Genomic DNA, 21,190 nt, shown 5'->3' with positions numbered 1-21,190 from the left:
CGTCCGCGGACCGGGCCGATCACCGGTCCGCGTTCGCCGGTACGGTAGGAACTCCCCCTGAGGGAGGTTCAAGTGGTCACGTCGTACGACGGACTGTGCGGCATCGGCGAACTCGCCGAGCGGGCAGGTGTCACCGTCAAGACCGTCCGCTTCTACTCCGATCGCGATCTGCTCCCGGAGGCATCCCGCAGCGCGGGCGGGCACCGGCGGTACGGCCCCGAGGCGCTCGACCGGCTGCGGTTGATCCGGTCGCTGCGCGCGCTGGGTCTGTCCGTGCCCGAGGTGCGCCGTGTCCTCGAGGAGGAGGACGGGTCCGGTGGGCGGGTCGGCGAGGGCGGGACGCTGGAGGCCGCGGTCGCCGGACGCCTGCGCGAACTCGGCTCGGAACTGCGGGCGATGCGCTGGCGGGAGGCGGCGCTGCGGCTGGTGCAGGAGTGCCCGCCCGGGGAACGGGCCGCCCGTCTGCGGCTGATCGGCGCCGTGTCCCTGCCGCCCAGCACGGCGCCGCTGGTCCGGTTCTGGCGCGGCTGGCTGCCGGCCCGGATGCCGGCCCCGGCGGCCGGGGCGTTCCTGGACGTGGCGGTCCCGCAGCCGCCCGACGACCCGGCCCCTGGTCAGCTCCTGGCCTTCGCCCGTCTCAACGCCCTCACCCTCGCCCCGTGCCCGGGCACCGCGCAGCCGCAGCCCGAGGCGCACCGGGTCTCCGGGGCCAGGGGTGCGGCCGTGCTGTACGCGGGGCTGGCGGAGGCGTACGAGCTGGCCGGTGTGCACCTGCGCCGGGGCCGGGAGCCGCGGCCCGGCGAGGCGCTGGACGGTTTCGTCGCCGCGTACACGGGGGCCTACGGGGTCCGGGACACGCCGGACTTCCGGCACCGGCTGGCCGGGCAACTCGCCGCCGACCCGCGGCTCGACACCTACTGGGAGCTGGTCTCCGAGGTGCGTACCCCGCCGGGCGGCAGGCCGGAGCCGACCCCCGGGGCCGCGCACGACTGGCTGCTCGCGGCGCTGGCCGCGGAGACGGGGGCGTTCGCGGAGACCGGGGAGTTCGTCGGTCAGGGCACGTCGCCGCGCCAGTCGAAGCGGCGGGGGTCCCCCGGCCTGGGGGCGTACGCGGAGCGGCCGCCCGCGCCGTAGTGGCCGATCTCTGTGGCCAGGGCCACGCCCCGGCCGCGCTCCTGGTCGGTGAGGTCCGTGACGTCCAGCAGCAGGCCGTCCAGCGGACCGCCCACCAGTTGCGCGTACACGCGTCCGGCGCGTGGTCCGGGGCTGTCGTGGTCGGCGCCGTAGACCCTGCCCCGCATGAACTCCACTTCATCCATGCCGCGCAGCCTCGCATCCGCCACTGACAACGGCCGGGTTCCAGGGGCCGGGGTCCTAGAGCGGCGGGTCGTCGAGCAGCTCCAGGAGGCAGCGGGCGGCCGCGTCGGTGGTGGCGGCGCCGGACGCGGTGGGGAACAGCCTGCCGTAGGCGGCCGCGCGGCCGAGTGCGCTGAGCCGCCAGGCGAGGCTCACCGCCCGTCGCAGGTCGGCCGTGCTCCGGCCGGCGCCGGTCCAGGGCTCCAGGTAGGCGTCGCGCAGACGCGGCAGTACCCGCGGCCCGTGCTCCTCGCGGGCGCGGCGGGCGGGGACGGCCAGGCTCGCGAAGGGGTGGGAGACGAGGGCGTCGCCCCAGTCGAAGAAGGTGAACCTGCCTGGCCCGGGGCGGAACACCTGGCCGTCGTGCAGGTCGGCGTGGTCGAGGGCGTCCGGGACGCCCAGGGCCGTGAGCTCCGCGCACCAGTCCGGCAGGCGGGGGCGCAGCTTCCGCAGGCTCTCGCGTTCGTGCGGTGGCAGCGGGGTGTCGTCGATCCGGTCCAAGACGCCGGGCAGCGCGGTGACGGGGACGCCGGGTACACCCAGCCCAGTGATCTCGGGGGTGTGCGGGGTGAGGGCGTGCTGCATGGCCGCGTACTGGCGCACCAGTTCCTCCCACTCGCCGGGGCCGGTCGTCCCCCGTGCGAGGACGTCCCGGAAGAGCGGTCCTCCGTCGGGGAGCAGCGACCAGCCGCGGCGGGCGTCCACGGCCAGTGGCTCCAGTACCCGCCCGGGCACCCAGCGGGCCAGTGCCTCGGTCAGCGCGCCTTCGAAGGCACTGGCCGGCGGACTGGCCTTGAACCAGACCGCGTCACGGCCCTCGACGGGCACGCGTACCAGGACGGACCAGGGGCGCAGCCGCACCCGCCACTCCCCCGCCGGCCGCAGCCCCCGCCCGGCCAGCGCGCCCGCCGTCCAGGCGAGCGCGCCGGTCCGCCAGGACCGTTCCTCCCAGGGGGTCACGGCATCGTCGTACCGCCCCCGGTCCACCACCACGGGCACATCACCGAGCATCACGCCATCCCAGCACCGTGCGCCGGGGGCGGCCACCGCTTTTCATCCTCCGGGGAGATCCGGAACGGCCAGTTCATGGTCGGCGTCGGCTGAGTACCCCGATGAGGGCGGCAAGGTCGGCAGCGCCGGCCGGGTCGTCCGCGTAGCGGGTGGTCTGGAGGGGACCGACCTCAGGAAGGACGATGTCCTCACGCGCCAGAACATGGACCAGGGTCAGCAGCGCGGCGCGGGCATTGCCGTCGGTGAAGGGGTGGAAGAACGCCACATCGAGGTAGGCGCGGGCCGCTCGGGCCGCCGGCGGGACGTCCGGGTCGGTCGTCTCGCGCAGGCAGGAATCGAAATCGGCTCGGGTGCGCGGGGTCAAGCCGTAGCGCTCGCGGCCGGCCTTCGCATAAGCGTCGCTCGCGCGGAACGGTGCCTCGGTTGCGCCGAGGACTTCGCGCTGCCAGCCGGCCAGCAGGGCGAAGTTCAGCGGGGTGCGGCGTGCGGCGTCCTCTCGGGCCAAGGTGTGTGCGGCGAGCAGACGTTCGGCTCGCAGCGGGTCGCGCAGACGCACCGGTCCCTCGCACCAGGATCGGAACCCGTCTCGGCCGGACGGGTCCCGCTGCAGGGCCGGTGCACAGTGCCAGTCGGCCTCGCGGCGCACGCGCATCCAGACCGAAAGGCTGTCAGTAGCGGTCATGGAGCTCCTCCAGCGCCGCCCTCTCACGGTGGTCCTGGTACGGGGCGTGGCCGGTGAGGCCGACGGCGAGGTCCTCGCCGACAGACTCGATCAGCGTCCGCTTCGGATGGACCCAGCTCTTGAACCGGCCACCGATCGCGTTCTCCACCGCTTGCGCGGCTTCGGCCCGGTCCATGCCGGTGCTGGTGAGGAACCAGCCCAGGACGATCGAGGTCTGGCCGCACCAGGCGTTGTCCGCGCACGAGTCCAGCGCGTGGGTCACGAGCCGGACGCAGGCCCGCTCCAGGTGCCAGCTGCGATCCTCGGGCGAGGCGCCCTGCGGCGGCGCCAGTTCGGCGAAGCGCCGGGCCGTCCGCTCCAGCCACTCCCGCCACTCCAACAGCGCGGCCACGACGCGTTCTGCGGTCTCGTCCGGGGTCGAGACCGAGCTCGGCCCGCCGGCCCAGTTGCCGATGGGACCGCCGTCGTAATAGCTCCAGCTCCATCCCCAGGCCCAGGTGCCGTACCGCTCCCGAAGGACCGCGTCCACCTGGCTCTCACACCACCGTTCGCCCTGCCACCAGCCGGCCATGCCAGAGAGCACGGGCGGCACCCAGGCGCGGACCAGCGAGCGGAGACGAGCGTCCTCGGCCTCGTCCCAGGCGAACGGGTGACGGCCCGGGTCGAATTCGTCCCAGTTCCGAAGGTCCTCGTAGGTGAGGCGAGATACGCGGTTCTCGGGGAAGGGCAGGGTGTCGCGGTTGTACGTCAGGGCCGGCCACTCTTCCTGTTCGGTGCGATCGACCCACCAGTCTCGGCTCGAAGCCCCTGCCATCGCGAACGGTTTTCGGATCCCACCCGTTTTCGCAACCGTCCGGGCCGGCCGGATCCCACCGGCCGGCCCGGACGCCGGTGGATCAGGCCAGGTCGAACCGGTCCAGGTTCATGACCTTGACCCAGGCGGCGACGAAGTCGTGCACGAACTTCTCCTTGGCGTCGTCGCTCGCGTAGACCTCGGCGAGTGCCCGCAGCTCGGAGTTGGAGCCGAAGACCAGGTCGGCGCGGCTGCCCGCCCACTTGACCTCGCCCGTGTCGGCGTCGCGGCCCTCGAACGTCGTCTGGTCCTCGGACGTCGACTTCCACGTGGTGCCCAGGTCGAGCAGGTTGACGAAGAAGTCGTTGGTCAGCACGCCGGGAGTCCGGGTGAGGGCACCGAGCTGGGACTGCTGGTGGTTGGCGCCCAGGACTCGCAGTCCGCCGACCAGTACGGTCATCTCGGGGGCGCTCAGGGTCAGCAGGTTCGCCCGGTCGAGCAGCAGGTACTCGGCCGGCAGGCGGTTGCCCTTGCCGTGGTAGTTGCGGAAGCCGTCGGCGACCGGCTCCAGTGCCTCGAACGACTCGGCGTCGGTGTGCTCCTCCGTCGCGTCGACGCGACCCGCGGTGAACGGGACCTGGACCTGGAAGCCGGCTTCCTTGGCGGCCTTCTCGACGGCGGCGGAGCCGCCGAGGACGATCAGGTCGGCGATGGAGACCTTCTTGCCGCCGGAGCTGAACTCCTGCTGGACGCCCTCCAGGACCCGCAGCACCTGCGCCAGCTCGTCGGGCTCGTTGACCTCCCAGCCGCGCTGCGGCTGGAGGCGGATGCGGGCGCCGTTGGCACCGCCGCGCTTGTCACTGCCGCGGAAGGTGGACGCCGAGGCCCACGCGGTGGACACCAGCTGTGCGACGGACAGACCCGACTCGAGGAGCTTGGTCTTGAGCGTCGCGACATCCTCGGCGCCGATGGCCTCACCGTCGGGCTCCGGCAGCGGGTCCTGCCACAGCAGGGTCTCCTCGGGGACCTCCGGGCCCAGGTACAGGGACTTCGGGCCCATGTCGCGGTGGGTCAGCTTGTACCAGGCGCGGGCGAACGCGTCCGCGAATTCCTCCGGGTTCTCGTAGAACCGGCGGGAGATCGGCTCGTAGACCGGGTCGAGGCGCAGCGACAGGTCGGTGGTGAGCATCTTCGGGCGGTGCTTCTTCGACGAGTCGTGCGCGTCCGGGACGATCTCCGGGGCGTCCTTCGCCACCCACTGGTTGGCGCCGGCCGGGCTCTGCTCCAGCTCGTACTCGTACTCGAAGAGGTTCTTGAAGAACCCGTTGCTCCACTGGGTGGGCGTCGTGGTCCAGGTGACCTCGAGGCCGGAGGTGATGGCGTCGCCGCCCTTGCCGGTGCCGTGGGTGCTCTTCCAGCCCAGGCCCTGCTGCTCCATGGAGGCGGCCTCGGGGTCGTCGCCGACGGCGTCGGCCGGGCCGGCACCGTGGGTCTTGCCGAAGGTGTGGCCGCCGGCGATCAGCGCGACGGTCTCCTCGTCGTTCATCGCCATGCGGCGGAACGTCTCACGGATGTCGCGGGCGGCGGCGATCGGGTCCGGGTTGCCGTTCGGGCCCTCCGGGTTGACGTAGATCAGGCCCATCTGGACGGCGCCGAGCGGGTTCTCCAGCTCGCGGTCGCCGGTGTAGCGCTGGTCGTCGAGCCAGGTGGTCTCGGGGCCCCAGTAGACGTCCTCCTCGGCCTCCCAGACGTCGGCGCGGCCACCGGCGAAGCCGAAGGTCTCGAAGCCCATCTGCTCCAGGGCGACGTTGCCGGTGAGGACCAGCAGGTCGGCCCAGGAGATGCTCTGGCCGTACTTCTTCTTGACCGGCCACAGCAGGCGGCGGGCCTTGTCGAGGTTGCCGTTGTCCGGCCAGCTGTTGAGCGGGGCGAAGCGCTGCTGGCCGGCGCCGGCGCCGCCGCGGCCGTCGCTGATGCGGTAGGTGCCCGCGCTGTGCCAGGCCATGCGGATCATCAGGGGGCCGTAGTGGCCGAAGTCGGCGGGCCACCAGTCCTGCGAGGTGGTCAGCACCTCGGCGATGTCCCGCTTCACGGCCGTCAGGTCGAGGTTGCCGAACGCCTCGGCGTAGTCGAACTCCTCACCCAGCGGGTTGGCCACGGCGGGGTTCTTGGCGAGGATCTTCAGGTTGAGCCGCTCCGGCCACCACTGTCGGTTGCCGCCTCCCTGCGTGGGGTGCGGGGCGCGTCCGTGGGCGACCGGGCAGCCACCCGTCTCCTCGGTTTTCGCGTCGGTCACGATGGCGTCGTGGTTCTCGGACATGGGAGGGAAATCCTTCCGAACGGGGCGGATCAAGGTGCTGTGGAACTGCCGGGGGTGGAGCAGTCGGGGCACAGGCCCCGGTAGATGACCTCGGCCTCGTCTATCGCGAAGCCGTGGTCGTCCGAGGCGGTCAGGCAGGGCGCGTCGCCGACGGCGCAGTCGACGTCGGCGAGGGCACCGCAGGACCGGCACAGGACGTGGTGGTGGTTGTCGCCGACCCGGCCCTCGAACCGCGCCGGGCTGCCGGGCGGCTCGATACGGCGCACGAGCCGGGCCGCGGTGAGCGCGTGCAGGGCCTCGTACACGGCCTGGAGGGAGACCTGCCCGACGCGTCGGCGCACTCCGGACGCGACCGCCTCGGCGTCGAGGTGGTCGCCCTCCCGGACCGTCTCCAGCAGCGCGACGCGGGCGGAGGTCACCCGCAGGCCCACCGCGCGCAGCTCGGCGGCGGTGGTCTGGTTCCGGGAGTGCCGGGATGCCGTCATGGCCGCGAACCTACTCCCTGGAACACGAATGACTCAAGGAAACGAACGATTCCATTCTTGGTGGTCGTCCAGGACAGGCCGTCCGGGTCCTGCCCTGCCGGGGCCGGATGATCGTGGTAGACAACCTGCGTGGCGGGCACTGGCACGGGATGCCCCACCCGCACGTGACGACAGGAATGAGTGGCCGGTGCTTCTGAAGACGTTCCGCTGGGCTTTCGCCGTCACCGCCCTCGGTCTGGCCGTGGGCGTGCTCTACGACGGCTGGGCAGCTCTCGGCATCGTGGCGATCCTCTCCGTCCTGGAGGTCTCGCTGTCCTTCGACAACGCGGTGATCAATGCCGGGATCCTGAAGAAGATGAACGCCTTCTGGCAGAAGATCTTCCTCACCGTGGGCATCGTGATCGCCGTGTTCGGGATGCGGCTGGTCTTCCCGGTGGTGATCGTGGCGATCAGCGCCCGGCTGAGTCCCTGGAGCGCGGTGCATCTCGCGCTCACGGACAAGGAGCGCTATCAGGAGCTGGTGACGGACGCGCATCCGTCGATCGCCGCCTTCGGTGGCATGTTCCTCCTGATGATCTTCCTCGACTTCATCTTCGAGGACCGGGACATCAAGTGGCTCGGCCTGCTGGAGCGCCCGCTGGCCAGGCTCGGCAAGGTCGACATGCTGTCGGTCTGCATCGCCCTGGTCGTGCTGCTCGTCTCCGCGATCACCTTCGGCGCCCACGCCCACCAGCACGGCGGCATCCATGCCGACAAGACGGAGACGGTCCTGCTGGCCGGAGTCGGCGGTCTGATCACGTACATGGTCGTCGGCGGGCTCTCCGGCTTCTTCGAGCAGAAGCTGGAGGACGAGGAGGAGCGCGAGCACGAGGCGGAGCGGCAGGCGGAGCGCGGCGGAGGCTCGGGTTCACCGGTCAAGCTGGCCGGCAAGGCCGCGTTCTTCATGTTCCTCTACCTGGAGGTCCTGGACGCGTCGTTCTCCTTCGACGGCGTCATCGGCGCCTTCGCCATCACCAACGACATCGTCCTGATGGCCCTCGGCCTCGGCATCGGCGCCATGTACGTCCGATCGCTGACCGTCTACCTGGTCCGCCAGGGCACCCTCGACGACTACGTCTACCTGGAGCACGGCGCCCACTACGCCATCGGCGCCCTGTCGGTCATCCTGCTGGTGACCATCCAGTACGAGATCAACGAGATCATCACGGGTCTGGTCGGCGTGGTCCTGATCGGCTCCTCCTTCTGGTCCTCCGTGCGCCGCAACCGCGCGCTGCGGACCGCCTCCTGACCCTCCGAACGGGTGCGCTACATTTTGCATCGCCTTGACCACGATCAATCGCGATCCCTCAACCCAACGGAGCCGGCTACCCCATGAGCGACATCGTCAACGGACTCGGCCGGGCCGCCGCTTACGGCGGCCTGGGTCTGGTCCTCCTGGTGCTCGGGATCGTCCTCGTCGATCTGCTGACCCCCGGAAAGCTCGGCCGGCAGATCTGGGAGCAGCGCAACCGCAACGCCGCCCTGGTGCTCAGCTCCGCGCTGCTCGGCATCGGGGGCATCGTCTTCACCTCCATCTGGACCACGTACGAGGACTTCGGCAAGGGCCTGGTGTCGACGGCGGTCTTCGGGCTGCTGGGGCTCGTCATGATGGCCGTGGCCTTCCTGGTGGTCGACCTGATCACCCCGGGGCGGCTGGGCGCGACGCTGGTCGAGCAGGAGCCGCACCCCGCGGTGTGGGTGACGGCGTCCTGCAACATCGCGGTCTCCGCGGTCATAGCGGCGTCGATAGCCTGACGCCGCCGCCCGGTCACTGGAGGCGCCTGATGTCCCCGCGCACCCGGTAGAAGCCGCCCGACGCGGCGTGCAGCGCGTCGACCACGTACCGCGCGCCGGGCTCCCGTATCGCCCTCGGGAACTGGACGTTCCAGGAACGGTCGTACCCCTCCGACACCACGTGGATGCGGGTCCGGCCGTGCTCCTGGACGCACTCCACGACGACGGAGCCGGCGGGCGCCACGGCGACGGTCGTGACGGCCGCGGCCGCGGTGGCGGGCGCGTACGTCGGCAGCGTGGCGGCGAGCTTGACGTCGCGGGCGACGGGCACCGAACCTTGCTCCGCCGCCCTCACCGCGGTCTCGCTCGCGTCCACGCAGACCAGGGAGCCGTCCGTGGTGACCAGGAACAGCCGCTCGTCGCGGTACTGCATCGACAGCGCGGAGCCGCCGCCGGTGCCCAGCTTCCACAGCCGCGTGCCGTCCCGGTCGAAGCAGTAGACGGAGGAGGCGGAGTCACCCGCGAACACGTACCGGCCGCCGGGCGAGGTGGCGCAGGAGTACACCGGGCTGTCGCAGCGGTAGGTCGCCTCGATGGCGCCGGTCGCCTTCGACAGCCGCTGGACCGTGTGACGCGCCGTGCCCGCGTACACCGCGTCGTCCTCCTGCCAGCCGAAGAGCACGGCCCCCTGGGTGGGCGTGTGCCACAACTCGGTGCCGCCGTCCGGGGCGTGGGCCGTCACACCGCGTGTGTGCCCGTGGTAGACGGCGCGGTCGTCGGCGCGCACCATCCAGGCGTGCTCACCTCGCCCGCCGCGCGCCCACTGGTGTTCGTCCTCGTGGTCGATGACGGTGAGGCGCCCGGCGCGGTCCGCGACGTTCAGCACGCCCTCGTGGATGTCGAGCCAGAAGATGTCGACGTCGGCGGCGATGTCGTAGGCGGCGAACGGGAGTTTGGACGACAGGTCGTACACCCGGCCGTCGTCGCAGCCGGCGTAGATCCAGAAGTCGTCGGCGACCAGGCACTTGACGCCGTCCGGCAACTGGTAGTGGGCGAGGACCTCGCCGCCGTGCGCCAGGGTGTAGACGTCGCCCGACTGGTTGCCCACCCAGCAGCGCTCCTCGTCGATGTGGATGCCGAACGCGGCGGAGCCGGTACGGAAGCGCCACAGGACCGGGGCGACCGCGCGGGCCGTGGAGGGCGCGGAGGCCACCTGCCTGCGGGTGACGGCGCGGGGCGCGCGCTGTCCCTGGACGGCCGGGGCGTATCCCTTGCGGACCTTCTCGCCTATCTTCTTGGCGGCGGCGGCCGCGGCCTTCTCGGCGGTGGGGAAGGTCGACGTCTGGGTCTGTCCGGCGGCGCCGATCCTGCCGTAGCGCACCGACACGACCTGTCCCTGGACGGTGACTTCGTAGAACTTGTGCGCGCTCCCGTCGTCCTGTGACAGCTCCAGGTACGTCTTCGACATGTCAGACCTCTCCCCGCCCGGCCCCGCGGCGTGTTCCGCGGGTTCCACTGCCCGAACAGTAGGAGATCCCACTGACAATCGGTCCGTCGACCGCGTGGCCCGGCCCCTCAGGAGACGGTCGCGGGCGGCGGGGTCCAGCGCCTGGTGCGGGCCGCGGCGCCGGCGACGCCGTATCCCTCCTTCAGCTGTTCGGGGATGGCGTAGTGCATCACCCGTCCACGGGTCAGGGAGGACAGCTCCAGGGCGGTGGTGAGGTGGCCGAGCCGGTCCAGGGCCCACGCGCCGAGCGGTGAACGGTCCTCGATCGTCTCCAGGACGCCGAGGAGGTGCGGTGCCGCGCGCACCAGGGTGTCCCAGGCGGTGCTCGGCACGCCCAGCCAGTCGGCGCAGGTGTCGCCTACGAGGTGGCGGATCAGCGCGGAGACGACGGGGTCGAAGAGGGTGCCCGGGACGACTTCCTCGTACAGGTCGATCAGCTGCCTCGTCAGGTGGACGCCCTCCTCGGAGGGGCCCATGTGGCGCAGCATGTACAGGTCGAGGAACCGGCGTGCCTCGTCGAGCGTGGTCGGGACCGCCGACTGGTCGACGCCGAGGATGGCGCCGACGACGCGCCAGGCGTAGAAGTAGGCCTCCGCTCCTTCGACGGACATGTGGATGCCTAGTCGGTGGAGGCTGTCCAGGACGAGCAGGGAGAAGAACATCTGCCCGCCGATCATGTCCTCCTGGCAGATCGGCACGCCGAGGGTACCGGTGTCCCAGCGGTCCTCCCGCTTCAGGTGGTGCCGGATGGCGGCGTGCAGCAGGCGTACCTTCTGGGCGGCCGGGATGAAGCGTCCGCCGGCCTCGAAGGCGTCCGGCTGCATGAGGTAGACGGTGAACTGGCCGGTCTCGGCCATGCGTTTGGAGGGGTAGTCCAGCCCGTGGGTGGCCGACAGCAGCCGGGCGACGTGGGGAACGACGTAGCAGGCGGGCATGGACGCGAACGACAGCGCGGTGGAGATGTGCACGTTGTTGTCGAGGAAGAAGGCGCGGGCTCGTTCCATCTCCTCCCAGTCGACCCAGTCGGGCGGCGTGCCGGTCGTCCGCAGGTACTCCCGGGCCACGCCGGGAAGGCCGTCCGGCAGTTGCTGACCGGTGGTGGACACGTAGCGCATCAGCGAATTGAACTTGCCGACCTCGCCGCGCTCGAACAGCGTGGCGACGACCGCGTCGGCCAGTTCGTCACCGCTGTGGCGCAGGGCGTCCATCGACGTCTCGGTACAGGTCATGGCGGGCTCCTCGTCAGTGCGTGCGGTCGGTGGCGTGGAGGGCGAGTTCGCGCAGTGCCCGGCGGGCGTGCGGCGGTGTCCCTCCGGCGTCCAGGGCACGGGTGGCGCGCTCCACACGGGCGGCGATCATCCGCTCGATCCGTTGTGGCGCCTTCAGCTCGAGCATGAGACGGCGCACGTCGCGCAGATGGGTTCCGTCCAGATCGTCGCGGCCCAGCAGGCTGCGCAACCAGCCTCGTTGAGAGTCGTCGGCCGCCTTCCACGTCTCGGCCAGCAGAGCGGTCGGCCGGTGGCCGCGCACGTCGTCCAGGCCCGACTTCCCGGTGCGTTCCCGGTCTCCGAACAGGCCGAGCAGGTCGTCACGGAGCTGGAAGGCCTCCCCGAGCGCCAGGCCGTAGTCGCGGAAGGTGTCCTGCAACGCGGGGGCGGCACCGCCGAGCAGGCCACCGATGAGCAGGGGGTGTTCGACGGTGTACTTGGCGGTCTTGTACCGGACGACCTTCAAGGAGGTGTCGGTGTCCGGTCGTCCACCGGTGTGCAGGATCTCCAGGCACTCACCGGCGATGAGTTCCCGGGCGAGGGCGGCCCACAGGTCCCGGGCCCGCGCCAGATAGGCGGCCGGCAGACCACTCGTGGTGAACAACCGGCCCGCGAGGGCCATCAGGTGATCGCCCACCAGCATGGCCAGGGACCGCGCGGCCGTGTGCGCCTCGTGGCGGCCGCCCCGGACGAGCACGGCTTCCAGGGCGATGTGGGCGGTGGGCAGGCCGTGGCGCAGGCGGCTGTCGTCGATGAGGTCGTCGTGCACGATCGCGGCAGCGTGCACCAACTCCATGGAGGCCGCCGCTCTGACCAGCGCGTCGCTTTCGGGCTGTCCGGTTGCCCGCCAACCCCAGTAGCAGAAGGCCGCCCGCAGTCGTTTGCCGTGCCGGGCCGACGTCCGCAGCTGCTCGGCCACAGGCGCGAGAGCGTCGTCGACCGCCACGAGCAGGCGGGCCTCCTCGTCCAGGAAGTTCCGCAGGACGCCGTCGACGCGGGTTCTGAAGGCGTCCAGGTCCCAGCGCTCAGACATCGCCGCCGTCGGCCGCACGCCGGGCCTTCACGTGCTGGGCCAGAACCTCCAGGTGGGCGGGGGGCACTCTCGTGTACCGGTCCAGGGCCAGTCTGCCCCGGGCCTTGAGGTCCCCTTCCACGTCGCGCACCAGGTCGGCGGTGTCCGAACGGCCGAGGAGCCCACGGAGCCCGCCCACCGCCGAGCCGACCGTGCTCACCGCCAGGTCGGCCAGGCCGGCGACCAGCAGCACGGCCCGTTCGTCCCTGCCCGAGCCCCGTCGCGTCGCGTCCGTCATGCTTCTCCCCACCGGTCACGTCATCGGCACGGATGCGCCTGGTCGGCGGAGCATCCGGTCCGATCATGGCCGGGCATACGGGGCGGAAGATCCCGAATACCCCTTTGAGTGACGTGGGGAACTGGTGTCAGGCGGCCCGCTCCACGCTCCACCCGGGCAGCCGCTCGAAGAACGCCACCGCGTCCTCGCGCCACCGCGGCCGCCAGCCCCGCGCCACCAGGCGGGCCTGCTCCGCGTACTGCGCCATCTCGGCGCGCATGCGGTCGGCGACGCCCCGGCTCTCGCCGATCGCACGGATCTCGGCGACGGTCGCCGGCGTGCAGCCGGGGTCGCCCAGGGCCTCCCGCACGAAATCCCGCTCGGCGCCGCTCACGGCGGACAGGAGCCGGACGACGGCGTAGGTGTGCCTGCCCTCGCGGAGGTCGGTGCCGGTCGGCTTGCCCATCGTGTCCGCGTCGCCGAACAGGTCGAGGTAGTCGTCGCGCATCTGCCCGCAGATGCCGACCAGGCGCGAGTAGCGCCGCAACTCGCCCTCGTGGGCCGCCGGTGCCTCGCCCGCGGCGATGAGCCCGAGGGTCATGGGGGCGAGGATCGAGTACCGGGCCGACTTCCGGTCGGCGACGTCGTGCAGCACCTCGTCGTCCGGGACCGTGTCGGTGAAGTCACGTTCGAGGTCGGCGATCTGGCCCACGAAGGTGTCGGCCGCGACCCGCGTCTGCACTTCGACCATGGCCTGGCGCACCTCTGCCGGCAGCCCGGCGTCCAGCAGCGCTTGCAGCGAGAGGGCGAGCGCGAGGTCGCCGGCGAGCACGGTGAGGGCGAGCGCCGCCCGCGGCTGCCCGGGGAATCTCTCCCGGTAGGCGTAGTACGTCGTCGGGCCGCCCCTGCGGGTCGCGCTGTCGTCGATGAGGTCGTCGTGGACGAGGCCGTGGGTCTGGAGCAGCTCCACGCTCAGGGCGGCGGCGTCCAGCCCCTCGACGGGCCCGTCGGTGACCAGCCGGGCGGCCTCGTGCAGCAGCACGACCCGCATCCGCTTGCCGCCGCGCAGGGACAGGTCACGCAGCAACTGCACGCACTCAGGGGTGAAGCGGCTGAAGGACGGCGCGTCCAGGGTCCGGGCGAGGTCGTCGAAGTACTCCGTGAAGAGCCTGTCGAACCGGCGCCCGTGGCGGGCGAGGCGGGCCGGCGGCTGCTCGGTCATGACGAGGTCCTCCTGAGGGCGGGTGAGTGACGCGCTCAGCAGTGTGTCAGCCGACGCTCGCGGCTCCGCCTCGCGGGCTGCCGCTCGGCACCGGCGACGGTCCGCACCAGGAGCACAAGGGGGGCCCGGCCCCGCGATGGCGGGGCCGGGCCGGGGACACGGGGGCGCTCAGCCCTGCCGGGCCTTGAAGCGCGGGTCCTTCTTGTTGATCACGTAGGTCACGCCCCGGCGGCGCACCACCTGCGCGCCGGGCCTGGCCTTGAGCGAGCGGAGGGAATTGCGCACCTTCATGGGGTCCTCCTTGTTCCGTGGTGGCGCGGGATCAGCGTTCCTCGCGGAACGCCACGTGCGCCCCCGCGACCGGGTCGTACTTGCGCAGTACGAGGCGGTCGGGATCGTTGAGCCGGTTCTTGCGCGTCACGTAGGTGACGCCGGTGCCCGCCGTCGACTTCAGCCTGACGACCGGGCGTGCGGTGCTGCGTGCCATGGGTGCTCCTTCCGACCGAGCCCGCGGTGTCCGTTCCTGTGCTGACCCGCGCATGCCAGTCGGACGTCTCAACACCGCACCCCGCCGGCGCATTCCCGCGGTCGCGAGGGCCTGCCGGGCGGGGATCAGCAGTCCTGCCACAACCGCGTCATCACCCGCACCCCGAACCGCAGCCCCTCCAGCGGCACCCGCTCGTCCACGCCGTGGAAGAGGCGGCCGTAGTCGAGGTCGTGGGGCAGTTTGAGGCCCTTGAAGCCGAAGCAGCGGATGTCCAGCTTGGTGAAGGCCTTCGCGTCGGTGCCACCCGGGTTGCAGTACGGCACCGGGTGGCCGTCGGGGTCCTCGGCGCGCACCGCGGCGCACATGGCGTCGACGAGGGGGCCGTCGAAGGACGTCTCCATCGCGATGTCGTGGTTGACCCACCGGCGGGACACCGAGGGCAGGAGCAGCGCGTCGATCGCGTCGACCAGTTCCTGTTCGTGGCCCGGCAGGAAGCGGCCGTCGACGCGGGCCGTGGCCCGGCCGGGGATGACGTTGGTCTGGTACCCGGCCGTGAACATGGTGGGGTTGGCCGAGTTGCGGAGCACGACCTGCATGAAGTCCCCCACGTGACCGAGCTTGGCCAGCTCGGCGTCCAGGTCCTCGGCGTCGAGGTCGAGGTCGACGTCCTGGAGGCGTGCGGCCTCGGCGAGCAGGGCGCGTACCGGCTCGATCAGCCGGACGGGGAAGGTGTGCCGGCCGATGCGGGTCAGGGACTCGGCGAGGTCGGTGACGGCGTTCTCGTCGTTCGGGGAGGAGCCGTGGCCGGCGCGGCCGGCGGCCGTCAGCTCCATCCAGGCCATGCCGCGCTGGGCGTTCTCGATCGGGTAGAGGCGCCGGGTGTCGTCCAGGGCGTAGCTGAAGCCGCCGCCCTCGCCGATCGCCTCGGTCACCCCGGCGAACAGGTCGGGCCGGTGCTCGACCAGCCAGTGGGCACCGAACCTGCCGCCCGCCTCCTCGTCGGCGAGGAAGGCGAGGACGATCTCGCGGGCGGGCCGGGTACCGGTGCGGGCGAAGTGCCGGGCGGTGGCCAGCATGACGGCCACCGTGTCCTTCATGTCGATGGCGCCCCGGCCCCACAGGTAGCCGTCGCGGATCTCCCCCGAGAACGGCGGCACCTGCCATTCCGCCGGGTCGGCGGGTACGACGTCCAGGTGGCCGTGGACCAGCAGGGCGCCGCGTGCCGGGTCGGCGCCCGGGATGCGGGCGACGACGTTGGCGCGGCCGGGGGCGCTCTCGACCAGTTCGGAGGCGATGCCGGCCTCGGCGAGGAGTTCGACGACCCGGTCGGCGCAGGCACGCTCGTCGCCGGTGGGGTTGGAGGTGTCGAAGCGGATCAGTTCCGCGCACAGCTCGACGACTTCCCGCTGTGCCTCCTCGGAGGCCGGGACGGGGGCGGGGGCGGTGGTGCTCACGGTGCTCCTACGGGGGCCGTGCCGGAGGCGGCCGGGGTGGGTTCGGTGGTGTCGTCGAGGGCGGTGGTGCCGTACGTCCTGATCCAGCCGGCCAGGCCGAGGGCGCAGTAGAGGACGAACGCGGTCAGCAGCGAGTTCAGGGCGGGGATGCCGCCGTCGTAGAACTTGCCGACGCAGAAGGCGGCCGCCCAGATGACCAGGGACATCGGCACCCAGGTCGGTGAGGTGGCGGGCAGGGTCCCGGCCTCGCGGGTGGCGTCCAGGGGTGCCCGCATGCGGCGCACCACCCAGTACTCGGCGACGATGATGCCGCCGACCGGCGGGATGGCGACGCCCAGCACGGACAGGAAGTCGGTGAAGTGGGTCATCATGCCGACGGCGGACAGCAGGGTGCCGGCGATGCCGAGGGCGATGGTGACCGCGCCCCGGTGCAGGCGCTTGCCGAAGACGACCTGGAAGAAGTTGACGACGCCGAGGGAGGAGCCGTACAGGTTCCAGTCGTTGATCTTCGCGGTGGACATCAGGACGACGAGCACGCCGAAGACGCCGGAGGTGGAGAGCACGATCTGGGAGACCTGGCCGCTGCCGACCATGTGGCCGAGCAGGACGCCGGTCAGGCCGACGATGTACTCGGAGAGGATCATCGACGACGCGCTCTGGAGGAAGACGTGGCTGCCCTTGCGGTTGTAGCGGGTCATCTCCGGGGAGACGATCGCGCCGGTCATGAAGCCGCCCGCGATGGCGGTCGCCGCGACGGCGAGCGGGATGGTCTCGCCGGGCGCCGGCGAGTTGATCAGCTCGGAGAGCGAGTGGTCGCTCAGCGCGTCGGTCACCGACCAGGCGACCATCGCGAAGAACAGCGGGGTGACGATCTTCGCGAAGACGGCCATGTACTTGAAGCCGAAGATCACCAGCACGGTGATGCCGACGCCCGCGGCCACGCACCACAGCCACGAGGGGCCGCCGACCAGCGCGGAGACGCTGTCACCGAAGATCGTGTTCTGTACGCCGAACCAGCCGACGAGGCTGACCGAGATGACCAGGCTGACCAGGGCCGAGCCGTTGCGGCCGAAGCCGGCCCAGCGGGTGAGCAGCGGGGTGGCCAGGCCCTCGCGCATGCCGGCCAGGCCGATCGCGAAGATGACCACTTCCAGGATCACCGCGCCGAGGGTGAACGCGAGGAAGGCGTCGCCGAAGGTCATGCCGACGCCGATGGTGGCGCCGAGGGTGAACTGGGAGATGGAGCCCGACTGGGCGAGCCACTGGAGCAGCATCGTCCAGAAGCCGAGCCGCTTGTCGCGCGGGACGCGGGAGAGGGCGTAGTCGTCGCTGCCGACGGCGCGGGCGGCGCCCGTGGCGGGCTCGGTGCCGGTGTTCCCGGGCGCGGTGCCGGTGTTCTTGTGCGCGGCCATGATCACGACTCCCCGGGTTCGCGGCCGAGGGTCTGCAGCCGGGTCAGCGAGCCGTAGCGGGACACGAGCGCGTCGAACTCCTGGTCGTCGTGGAAGTCGACCCGTCCGCCGCCGTAGGACTTCGCGGTCTCGACGGCGAACCGGGCCGCCGCCGCGATGTCCGTCTCGTGGCTGGCACCCGTCTGGCAGCCGGGCACGGCCGCCGCGGAGGTGATCGCGAGGCCGACGACCGGAGCGGCCGTCGCCGTGGCCGGCTGAAGGATCGAATTGATGTGATGTACACCGTTACCGTACGGGGTGATGTCCTGGGTGGTCACCGGGTACGTGACCAACGGCTCACCGGTCACCACGGCGAGCAGCTCGCCGAGCTGCTCGCTGACCTTGAGCACCCAGCCCTCCTTGACGGTGGGCGACAGGGCGAGGCCCTTGTGGTTGATGATCCGGTTGCCCTTGGTGGTGTCGACGGAGAGCACGGCCTCCATCTCGCCGGTGACCTCGTGCCGGTTCATGGTCGCGATGTCGACGGGCGAGTCCATGAAGGGCACCGGGTCGTGCGGCGCGGTCGGAGCGTCCGGGCAGATGTGCGTGGCGACGATCACGTCACCGTCGAGCACGTCGCCGCGGCGGCGCATGTCGAGGAGCTTGGCGGCGGTGGCGAGCGCGGCGACCGCGCCGTCGGCGTCGGAGACCAGGCCGGTCGCCTCCGGGCGGGCCCCGATGCCGCCGAGCCGCCCCACCACGCCCAGGGTGCGCGCCTGGCCACCGCGGGTGCGGCCGTCCCGGCCGGGGATCCGCACGAGCACGAAGTCCGTCGAGCCGCGCTCGCCGGTGACGGTGGTGACCTCGGCGCCGGAGCCCTCGGGCCCCGCCACGGAGTCGAGGTGGGCGGCGACGCGCTTGCCGTCGACGTCGGGATCGTCCAGCAGATCCACGAGGTCCAGGACGTACTTCAACATGGGCAGTTCTCCTGATCCGCACCGGGAGCGGTGCTGACAGCAGGTTCGGGATCGACTAACGTTCTCCGCAACTGTTTCCCGTTATCTGCAATACGCGTCTGAATGGCGAGATGGAGGAGAGTCACCGTGGCCGACCCGCCGGTACAGCCCGCGGACCGGAAGACCCCGGCCGGGGCGCTCCAGACCGTCGACCGCGCCCTGCTGGTGCTGCTGGCCTTCGAGCGCACCCGGCCGGACTGGGGCGTCACCGAGATCGCCGCCGAGTTCGGCTGGGACACCTCGGTCGCCCAGCGCCTGCTGTCCACGCTCGCGGGCCGCGGCTTCCTGGTCTCCGACCCGGCGACCCGGCGCTACCGCATCGGTCCGGCCGCCCTGCGCCTGGGCCGTCTCTGGGAGCGCTCGGGCTCCCTGGAGCTGCTCGCCGAGCCCGTCCTCCAGGAGCTGCGGGCGGCCACCGGCGACACGGTGCTCTTCTGCCTGCCCGACAACTTCCACATGCGCTGCGTCGCGGCCGTCGAGGGCGAGGAGGGGCCGCTGCGCTACTACCCGCTGGTCGGCGAGCTGTACCCGGCGCACGCCGGGGCCACCAGCAAGTCGTTCTACGCCTTCCTGCCCGACGACCAGCGCCACCGCCTCTTCCGCGGACGCCCCATGGCCCGCTTCACCGAGCGCACCGTCACCGACGCCGACCAGCTGGAACGCGAGTTCCGCCAGGTCCGCGCGCAGGGCTACGCCTGGACGGTCGGCGAGTACGACGCCGGCATCGGCACCGTCGCCCTGCCCGTGTTCCTCGGCGCGGAGCCCTACGGCAGCCTCAGTCTCGGCGCCGCCAAGGAGCGCTTCCCCGAGGGCCCCGAGGACCGTCTCGAGGTGCTGCGCCGGGCCGCCCGGCTGCTGGAGCAGCGCCTGACGCATCCGCCCCAGCACCACCGGCGCCCGCGCCCGCCCCGCACCGCCTGACCCGCACCTCCGATCCACCCCCGTAGACGAGGACCACCCCGTGAATCTCCTGCTCCTGTCCAACTCCACCCAGCACGGCCGCGGTTACCTGGAACACGCCATGGACACCGTGACCGGCTTCCTGCCCACGGGCGGGCGCCTGGTCTTCGTGCCGTACGCACTCGCCGACCACGACGGCTACACCGCGAAGGTGCGCGGCGCGCTCGCCGGGGCGGGGATCGAGGTGCGGGGCGTGCACGAGGGCGGCGACCCGCTCGCGCGGCTCGCCGAGGCGGACGCCGTGTTCGTCGGCGGCGGCAACTCCTTCCGGCTGCTCTCCGCGCTGTACCGCACGGGGCTGCGGGAGGCACTGATCAAGGCCGTCGGCGCGGGACTGCCGTACATGGGGGCCAGTGCCGGCACCAACATGGCGGCGCCGTCGCTCCGCACCACCAACGACATGCCGATCGTCGAGCCGCCCTCCTTCGAGGCGCTCGGCCTGGTCCCCTTCCAGATCAACCCGCACTACCTCGACCCGGACCCGGCGTCCACGCACAAGGGCGAGACCCGCGAGGAACGGCTGACGGAGTTCCTGGAGGAGAACGACGTGCCGGTCCTCGGCCTGCGGGAGGGCTCCTGGCTGCGCGTCGACGGGGGGCGCGCGACCCTGGGTGGCGCGCGCGACGCCCGTCTCTTCCGCCGCTCCACCGCCGCCCGCGAGATCGCGGTGGGCGCCGACCTGTCCGAACTGCTCGACGTCACCCCGGCGTTCGACTCGCGGGCGTAGCACCGCGCGGTGCTCCGGGCGATCCGCGCGCGATCCGGAGGCCGCGGACCGGGCGACGGCCGGACACATGCGGATGGCCGGCGCCCGGTCGCGCGCCTCGGTGGACGGCGGCGGCGTCTGACCGGGACCTCGTCCCGTCCGCGGTCTGTCGGCCTCGCCGCCTCGTCAATAGCCTGGTGACGTAAGGCCGTTGTCGACCGAGGAGCCCCATGTCCACCGCGCAGCAGGTCCCCGACATCCTCTCCCCCGAGTTCGCGGCGAACCCCTATCCGGTCTACCGGGCGATGCGGGAGAGCGCGCCCCTCATCTGGCACGAGGCGACGCGGAGCTGGATCGTCTCGCGCTACGACGACGTGGAGCGCGTCTTCAAGGACCGGAACGGGCAGTTCACGACCGAGAACTACGACTGGCAGCTCGAGCCCGTGCACGGCAGGACGATCCTCCAGCTCAGCGGCCGGGAGCACGCGGTCCGGCGGGCGCTGGTCGCGCCGGCGTTTCGCGGGGCCGATCTCCAGGACCGGTTCCTGCCGGTGATCGAGCGCAACTCCCGCGAGCTGATCGACGTGTTCCGGCACACCGGACGCGCCGACCTGGTCGCCGACTACGCGACCCGCTTCCCGGTCAACGTCATCGCGGACATGCTGGGTCTGGACAAGGCGGACCACGACCGGTTCCACGGCTGGTACACGTCGGTCATCGCCTTCCTGGGCAACCTCTCGGGGGACCAGGAGGTGGCGGCCGCGGGAGCGCGCACCCGCGTGGAGTTCGCCGAGTACATGATCCCGATCATCCGGGAGCGCCGGGAGAATCCGGGCGACGACCTGCTGTCCTCCCTGTGCGCGGCGGAGGTCGACGGGGTCCGGATGAGCGACGACGACATCAAGGCGTTCTGCAGCCTGCTGCTCGCGGCGGGTGGTGAGACCACGGACAAGGCGATCGCCAGTATCTTCGCCAACCTGCTCGCCCACCCGGAGCAGTTGGCCGCCGTGCGCGAGGACCGGTCCCTGATACCGCGCGCCTTCGCGGAGACACTGCGCTACACCCCGCCGGTGCACATGATCATGCGTCAGTCGGCGTCCGAGGTGGAGCTGAGCGGCGGCACCATACCGGCGGGCGACACCGTCACGTGTCTCATCGGCGCCGCCAACCGGGACGGGAGCCGCTACCGCGACCCGGACCGCTTCGACCTGCACCGCGAGGACCTGACCACGACGACCGCCTTCTCGGCCGCCGCCGACCATCTCGCCTTCGCGCTGGGCCGGCACTTCTGCGTCGGAGCGCTGCTGGCGAAGGCGGAGGTCGAGATCGGCGTGGGACAACTGCTGGACGCCATGCCGGATCTGCGGCCGGACGACGGCTTCGACGCGGTGGAGCGCGGGGTGTTCACCCGGGGCCCGCAGTCCCTGCCGGTGCGGTTCACACCGCGCGCGGGCTGACGCGGGCACACCC

At 71.8% G+C, this 21,190-nt stretch carries 22 protein-coding genes and 1 pseudogene; 7 read left to right on the top strand and 16 right to left on the bottom strand.

All coding sequences use genetic code 11. From position 1 onward, the window contains the following. Positions 1-72: 72 nt before the first annotated feature. Positions 73-1,134, top strand: coding sequence for a MerR family transcriptional regulator (locus ACGF3J_RS23405; protein ID WP_393854634.1), 1,062 nt, complete (start codon positions 73-75; stop codon positions 1,132-1,134). On the opposite strand, the gene ACGF3J_RS23400 is transcribed toward ACGF3J_RS23405, so the two are convergent. From ACGF3J_RS23400 to ACGF3J_RS23375, 6 genes are all read right to left on the bottom strand, one after another. Continuing rightward, positions 1,053-1,319 carry a hypothetical protein gene (locus ACGF3J_RS23400; protein ID WP_161326136.1) on the bottom strand — a complete coding sequence of 89 codons (267 nt, stop codon included), beginning with the start codon at positions 1,317-1,319 and terminating at the stop codon, positions 1,053-1,055. The genes ACGF3J_RS23405 and ACGF3J_RS23400 overlap by 82 nt on opposite strands. 55 nt (positions 1,320-1,374) lie before the next feature. Then, positions 1,375-2,367 (bottom strand): aminoglycoside phosphotransferase family protein, encoded by a 993-nt coding sequence (locus tag ACGF3J_RS23395; RefSeq protein WP_393854859.1) that lies wholly within the window; start codon positions 2,365-2,367, stop codon positions 1,375-1,377. Between the two features lie 73 nt (positions 2,368-2,440). After that, the gene (locus tag ACGF3J_RS23390) at positions 2,441-3,049 is read right to left on the bottom strand and encodes a Fic family protein (protein WP_393854633.1); all 609 of its coding nucleotides are present in this window, start codon (positions 3,047-3,049) and stop codon (positions 2,441-2,443) included. Continuing rightward, positions 3,036-3,863, bottom strand: a complete 828-nt coding sequence (locus ACGF3J_RS23385; RefSeq protein WP_393854632.1) for a hypothetical protein — start codon at positions 3,861-3,863, stop codon at positions 3,036-3,038. Before ACGF3J_RS23385 ends, ACGF3J_RS23390 begins: the two co-directional genes overlap by 14 nt. Positions 3,864-3,945: 82 nt before the next feature. Beyond that, positions 3,946-6,162: a catalase/peroxidase HPI gene (gene katG / locus ACGF3J_RS23380; RefSeq protein ID WP_393854631.1), complete on the bottom strand. Its 2,217-nt coding sequence runs from the start codon at positions 6,160-6,162 to the stop codon at positions 3,946-3,948. Between the two features lie 29 nt (positions 6,163-6,191). Further along, on the bottom strand, positions 6,192-6,647 hold the full coding sequence (locus tag ACGF3J_RS23375; protein ID WP_161326541.1) for a Fur family transcriptional regulator: 456 nt from the start codon (positions 6,645-6,647) through the stop codon (positions 6,192-6,194). A gap of 187 nt (positions 6,648-6,834) precedes the next feature. On the opposite strand from ACGF3J_RS23375, the gene ACGF3J_RS23370 reads away from it, so the two are divergent. Continuing rightward, positions 6,835-7,935 carry a DUF475 domain-containing protein gene (locus tag ACGF3J_RS23370; RefSeq protein WP_161326542.1) on the top strand — a complete coding sequence of 367 codons (1,101 nt, stop codon included), beginning with the start codon at positions 6,835-6,837 and terminating at the stop codon, positions 7,933-7,935. 83 nt (positions 7,936-8,018) lie between these two features. Then, the gene (locus ACGF3J_RS23365) at positions 8,019-8,441 is read left to right on the top strand and encodes a DUF350 domain-containing protein (protein WP_161326543.1); all 423 of its coding nucleotides are present in this window, start codon (positions 8,019-8,021) and stop codon (positions 8,439-8,441) included. A 13-nt stretch (positions 8,442-8,454) separates the two neighbouring features. Here the strand turns inward: ACGF3J_RS23365 and ACGF3J_RS23360 are convergent, their stop codons facing one another. From ACGF3J_RS23360 to ACGF3J_RS23315, 10 genes are all read right to left on the bottom strand, one after another. Beyond that, positions 8,455-9,888 carry a WGR domain-containing protein gene (locus tag ACGF3J_RS23360; protein WP_386932958.1) on the bottom strand — a complete coding sequence of 478 codons (1,434 nt, stop codon included), beginning with the start codon at positions 9,886-9,888 and terminating at the stop codon, positions 8,455-8,457. Between the two features lie 107 nt (positions 9,889-9,995). Continuing rightward, positions 9,996-11,156, bottom strand: a complete 1,161-nt coding sequence (locus ACGF3J_RS23355; protein WP_393854630.1) for an oxygenase MpaB family protein — start codon at positions 11,154-11,156, stop codon at positions 9,996-9,998. 13 nt (positions 11,157-11,169) lie between these two features. Continuing rightward, positions 11,170-12,228, bottom strand: a complete 1,059-nt coding sequence (locus ACGF3J_RS23350) for a polyprenyl synthetase family protein (RefSeq protein WP_393854629.1) — start codon at positions 12,226-12,228, stop codon at positions 11,170-11,172. Continuing rightward, entirely contained in the window at positions 12,221-12,505 is a 285-nt protein-coding gene (locus tag ACGF3J_RS23345; protein WP_393854628.1) for a polyprenyl synthetase, read from the bottom strand. Before ACGF3J_RS23345 ends, ACGF3J_RS23350 begins: the two co-directional genes overlap by 8 nt. A gap of 127 nt (positions 12,506-12,632) precedes the next feature. Further along, positions 12,633-13,706, bottom strand: a complete 1,074-nt coding sequence (locus ACGF3J_RS23340; protein WP_393854627.1) for a polyprenyl synthetase family protein — start codon at positions 13,704-13,706, stop codon at positions 12,633-12,635. Positions 13,707-13,874: 168 nt separating this feature from the next. Beyond that, the gene (ykgO, locus tag ACGF3J_RS23335) at positions 13,875-13,997 is read right to left on the bottom strand and encodes a type B 50S ribosomal protein L36 (protein WP_114533933.1); all 123 of its coding nucleotides are present in this window, start codon (positions 13,995-13,997) and stop codon (positions 13,875-13,877) included. 31 nt (positions 13,998-14,028) lie between these two features. Beyond that, the gene (gene rpmG / locus ACGF3J_RS23330) at positions 14,029-14,193 is read right to left on the bottom strand and encodes a 50S ribosomal protein L33 (RefSeq protein ID WP_114533934.1); all 165 of its coding nucleotides are present in this window, start codon (positions 14,191-14,193) and stop codon (positions 14,029-14,031) included. 125 nt (positions 14,194-14,318) lie between these two features. Continuing rightward, positions 14,319-15,647 (bottom strand): M20/M25/M40 family metallo-hydrolase, encoded by a 1,329-nt coding sequence (locus ACGF3J_RS23325; protein ID WP_393854626.1) that lies wholly within the window; start codon positions 15,645-15,647, stop codon positions 14,319-14,321. Then, complete coding sequence (locus tag ACGF3J_RS23320) at positions 15,644-17,059, bottom strand: cytosine permease (protein ID WP_393854625.1); 1,416 nt, start codon at positions 17,057-17,059, stop codon at positions 15,644-15,646. The genes ACGF3J_RS23325 and ACGF3J_RS23320 overlap by 4 nt, the downstream gene beginning before the upstream one ends. A gap of 2 nt (positions 17,060-17,061) precedes the next feature. Beyond that, positions 17,062-18,015, bottom strand: a complete 954-nt coding sequence (locus ACGF3J_RS23315) for a DUF1177 domain-containing protein (RefSeq protein ID WP_393854624.1) — start codon at positions 18,013-18,015, stop codon at positions 17,062-17,064. A gap of 126 nt (positions 18,016-18,141) precedes the next feature. Between ACGF3J_RS23315 and ACGF3J_RS23310 the strand changes: the two genes are divergently transcribed. From ACGF3J_RS23310 to ACGF3J_RS23295, 4 genes and pseudogenes are all read left to right on the top strand, one after another. Then, the gene (locus tag ACGF3J_RS23310; RefSeq protein ID WP_352153944.1) at positions 18,142-18,975 is read left to right on the top strand and encodes an IclR family transcriptional regulator; all 834 of its coding nucleotides are present in this window, start codon (positions 18,142-18,144) and stop codon (positions 18,973-18,975) included. A gap of 40 nt (positions 18,976-19,015) precedes the next feature. Then, on the top strand, positions 19,016-19,741 hold the full coding sequence (gene pepE, locus ACGF3J_RS23305; protein WP_393854623.1) for a dipeptidase PepE: 726 nt from the start codon (positions 19,016-19,018) through the stop codon (positions 19,739-19,741). Then, positions 19,742-19,862, top strand: a pseudogene (locus ACGF3J_RS23300) (GntR family transcriptional regulator); the annotation flags it as partial. 88 nt (positions 19,863-19,950) lie between these two features. Continuing rightward, positions 19,951-21,177 (top strand): cytochrome P450, encoded by a 1,227-nt coding sequence (locus ACGF3J_RS23295; RefSeq protein ID WP_161329549.1) that lies wholly within the window; start codon positions 19,951-19,953, stop codon positions 21,175-21,177. Positions 21,178-21,190 lie beyond the last annotated feature (13 nt).

The organism is Streptomyces sp. NPDC048171 (assembly GCF_043202655.1).
Lineage (GTDB): Bacteria > Actinomycetota > Actinomycetes > Streptomycetales > Streptomycetaceae > Streptomyces.
This window is presented reverse-complemented; position numbering and strand designations above follow the sequence as displayed.

Coding starts and splice junctions, on each gene's coding strand:
- ACGF3J_RS23365 (WP_161326543.1), top strand. CDS start 8,019: ATGAGCGACATCGTCAACGGACTCGGCCGGGCCGCCGCTTACGGCGGC.
- ACGF3J_RS23355 (WP_393854630.1), bottom strand. CDS start 11,156: ATGACCTGTACCGAGACGTCGATGGACGCCCTGCGCCACAGCGGTGAC.
- ACGF3J_RS23350 (WP_393854629.1), bottom strand. CDS start 12,228: ATGTCTGAGCGCTGGGACCTGGACGCCTTCAGAACCCGCGTCGACGGC.
- ACGF3J_RS23295 (WP_161329549.1), top strand. CDS start 19,951: ATGTCCACCGCGCAGCAGGTCCCCGACATCCTCTCCCCCGAGTTCGCG.
- ACGF3J_RS23385 (WP_393854632.1), bottom strand. CDS start 3,863: ATGGCAGGGGCTTCGAGCCGAGACTGGTGGGTCGATCGCACCGAACAG.
- ykgO (WP_114533933.1), bottom strand. CDS start 13,997: ATGAAGGTGCGCAATTCCCTCCGCTCGCTCAAGGCCAGGCCCGGCGCG.
- ACGF3J_RS23400 (WP_161326136.1), bottom strand. CDS start 1,319: ATGGATGAAGTGGAGTTCATGCGGGGCAGGGTCTACGGCGCCGACCAC.
- ACGF3J_RS23345 (WP_393854628.1), bottom strand. CDS start 12,505: ATGACGGACGCGACGCGACGGGGCTCGGGCAGGGACGAACGGGCCGTG.
- ACGF3J_RS23315 (WP_393854624.1), bottom strand. CDS start 18,015: ATGTTGAAGTACGTCCTGGACCTCGTGGATCTGCTGGACGATCCCGAC.
- ACGF3J_RS23395 (WP_393854859.1), bottom strand. CDS start 2,367: ATGCTCGGTGATGTGCCCGTGGTGGTGGACCGGGGGCGGTACGACGAT.
- katG (WP_393854631.1), bottom strand. CDS start 6,162: ATGTCCGAGAACCACGACGCCATCGTGACCGACGCGAAAACCGAGGAG.
- ACGF3J_RS23375 (WP_161326541.1), bottom strand. CDS start 6,647: ATGACGGCATCCCGGCACTCCCGGAACCAGACCACCGCCGCCGAGCTG.
- rpmG (WP_114533934.1), bottom strand. CDS start 14,193: ATGGCACGCAGCACCGCACGCCCGGTCGTCAGGCTGAAGTCGACGGCG.
- ACGF3J_RS23340 (WP_393854627.1), bottom strand. CDS start 13,706: ATGACCGAGCAGCCGCCGGCCCGCCTCGCCCGCCACGGGCGCCGGTTC.
- ACGF3J_RS23320 (WP_393854625.1), bottom strand. CDS start 17,059: ATGGCCGCGCACAAGAACACCGGCACCGCGCCCGGGAACACCGGCACC.
- ACGF3J_RS23390 (WP_393854633.1), bottom strand. CDS start 3,049: ATGACCGCTACTGACAGCCTTTCGGTCTGGATGCGCGTGCGCCGCGAG.
- ACGF3J_RS23360 (WP_386932958.1), bottom strand. CDS start 9,888: ATGTCGAAGACGTACCTGGAGCTGTCACAGGACGACGGGAGCGCGCAC.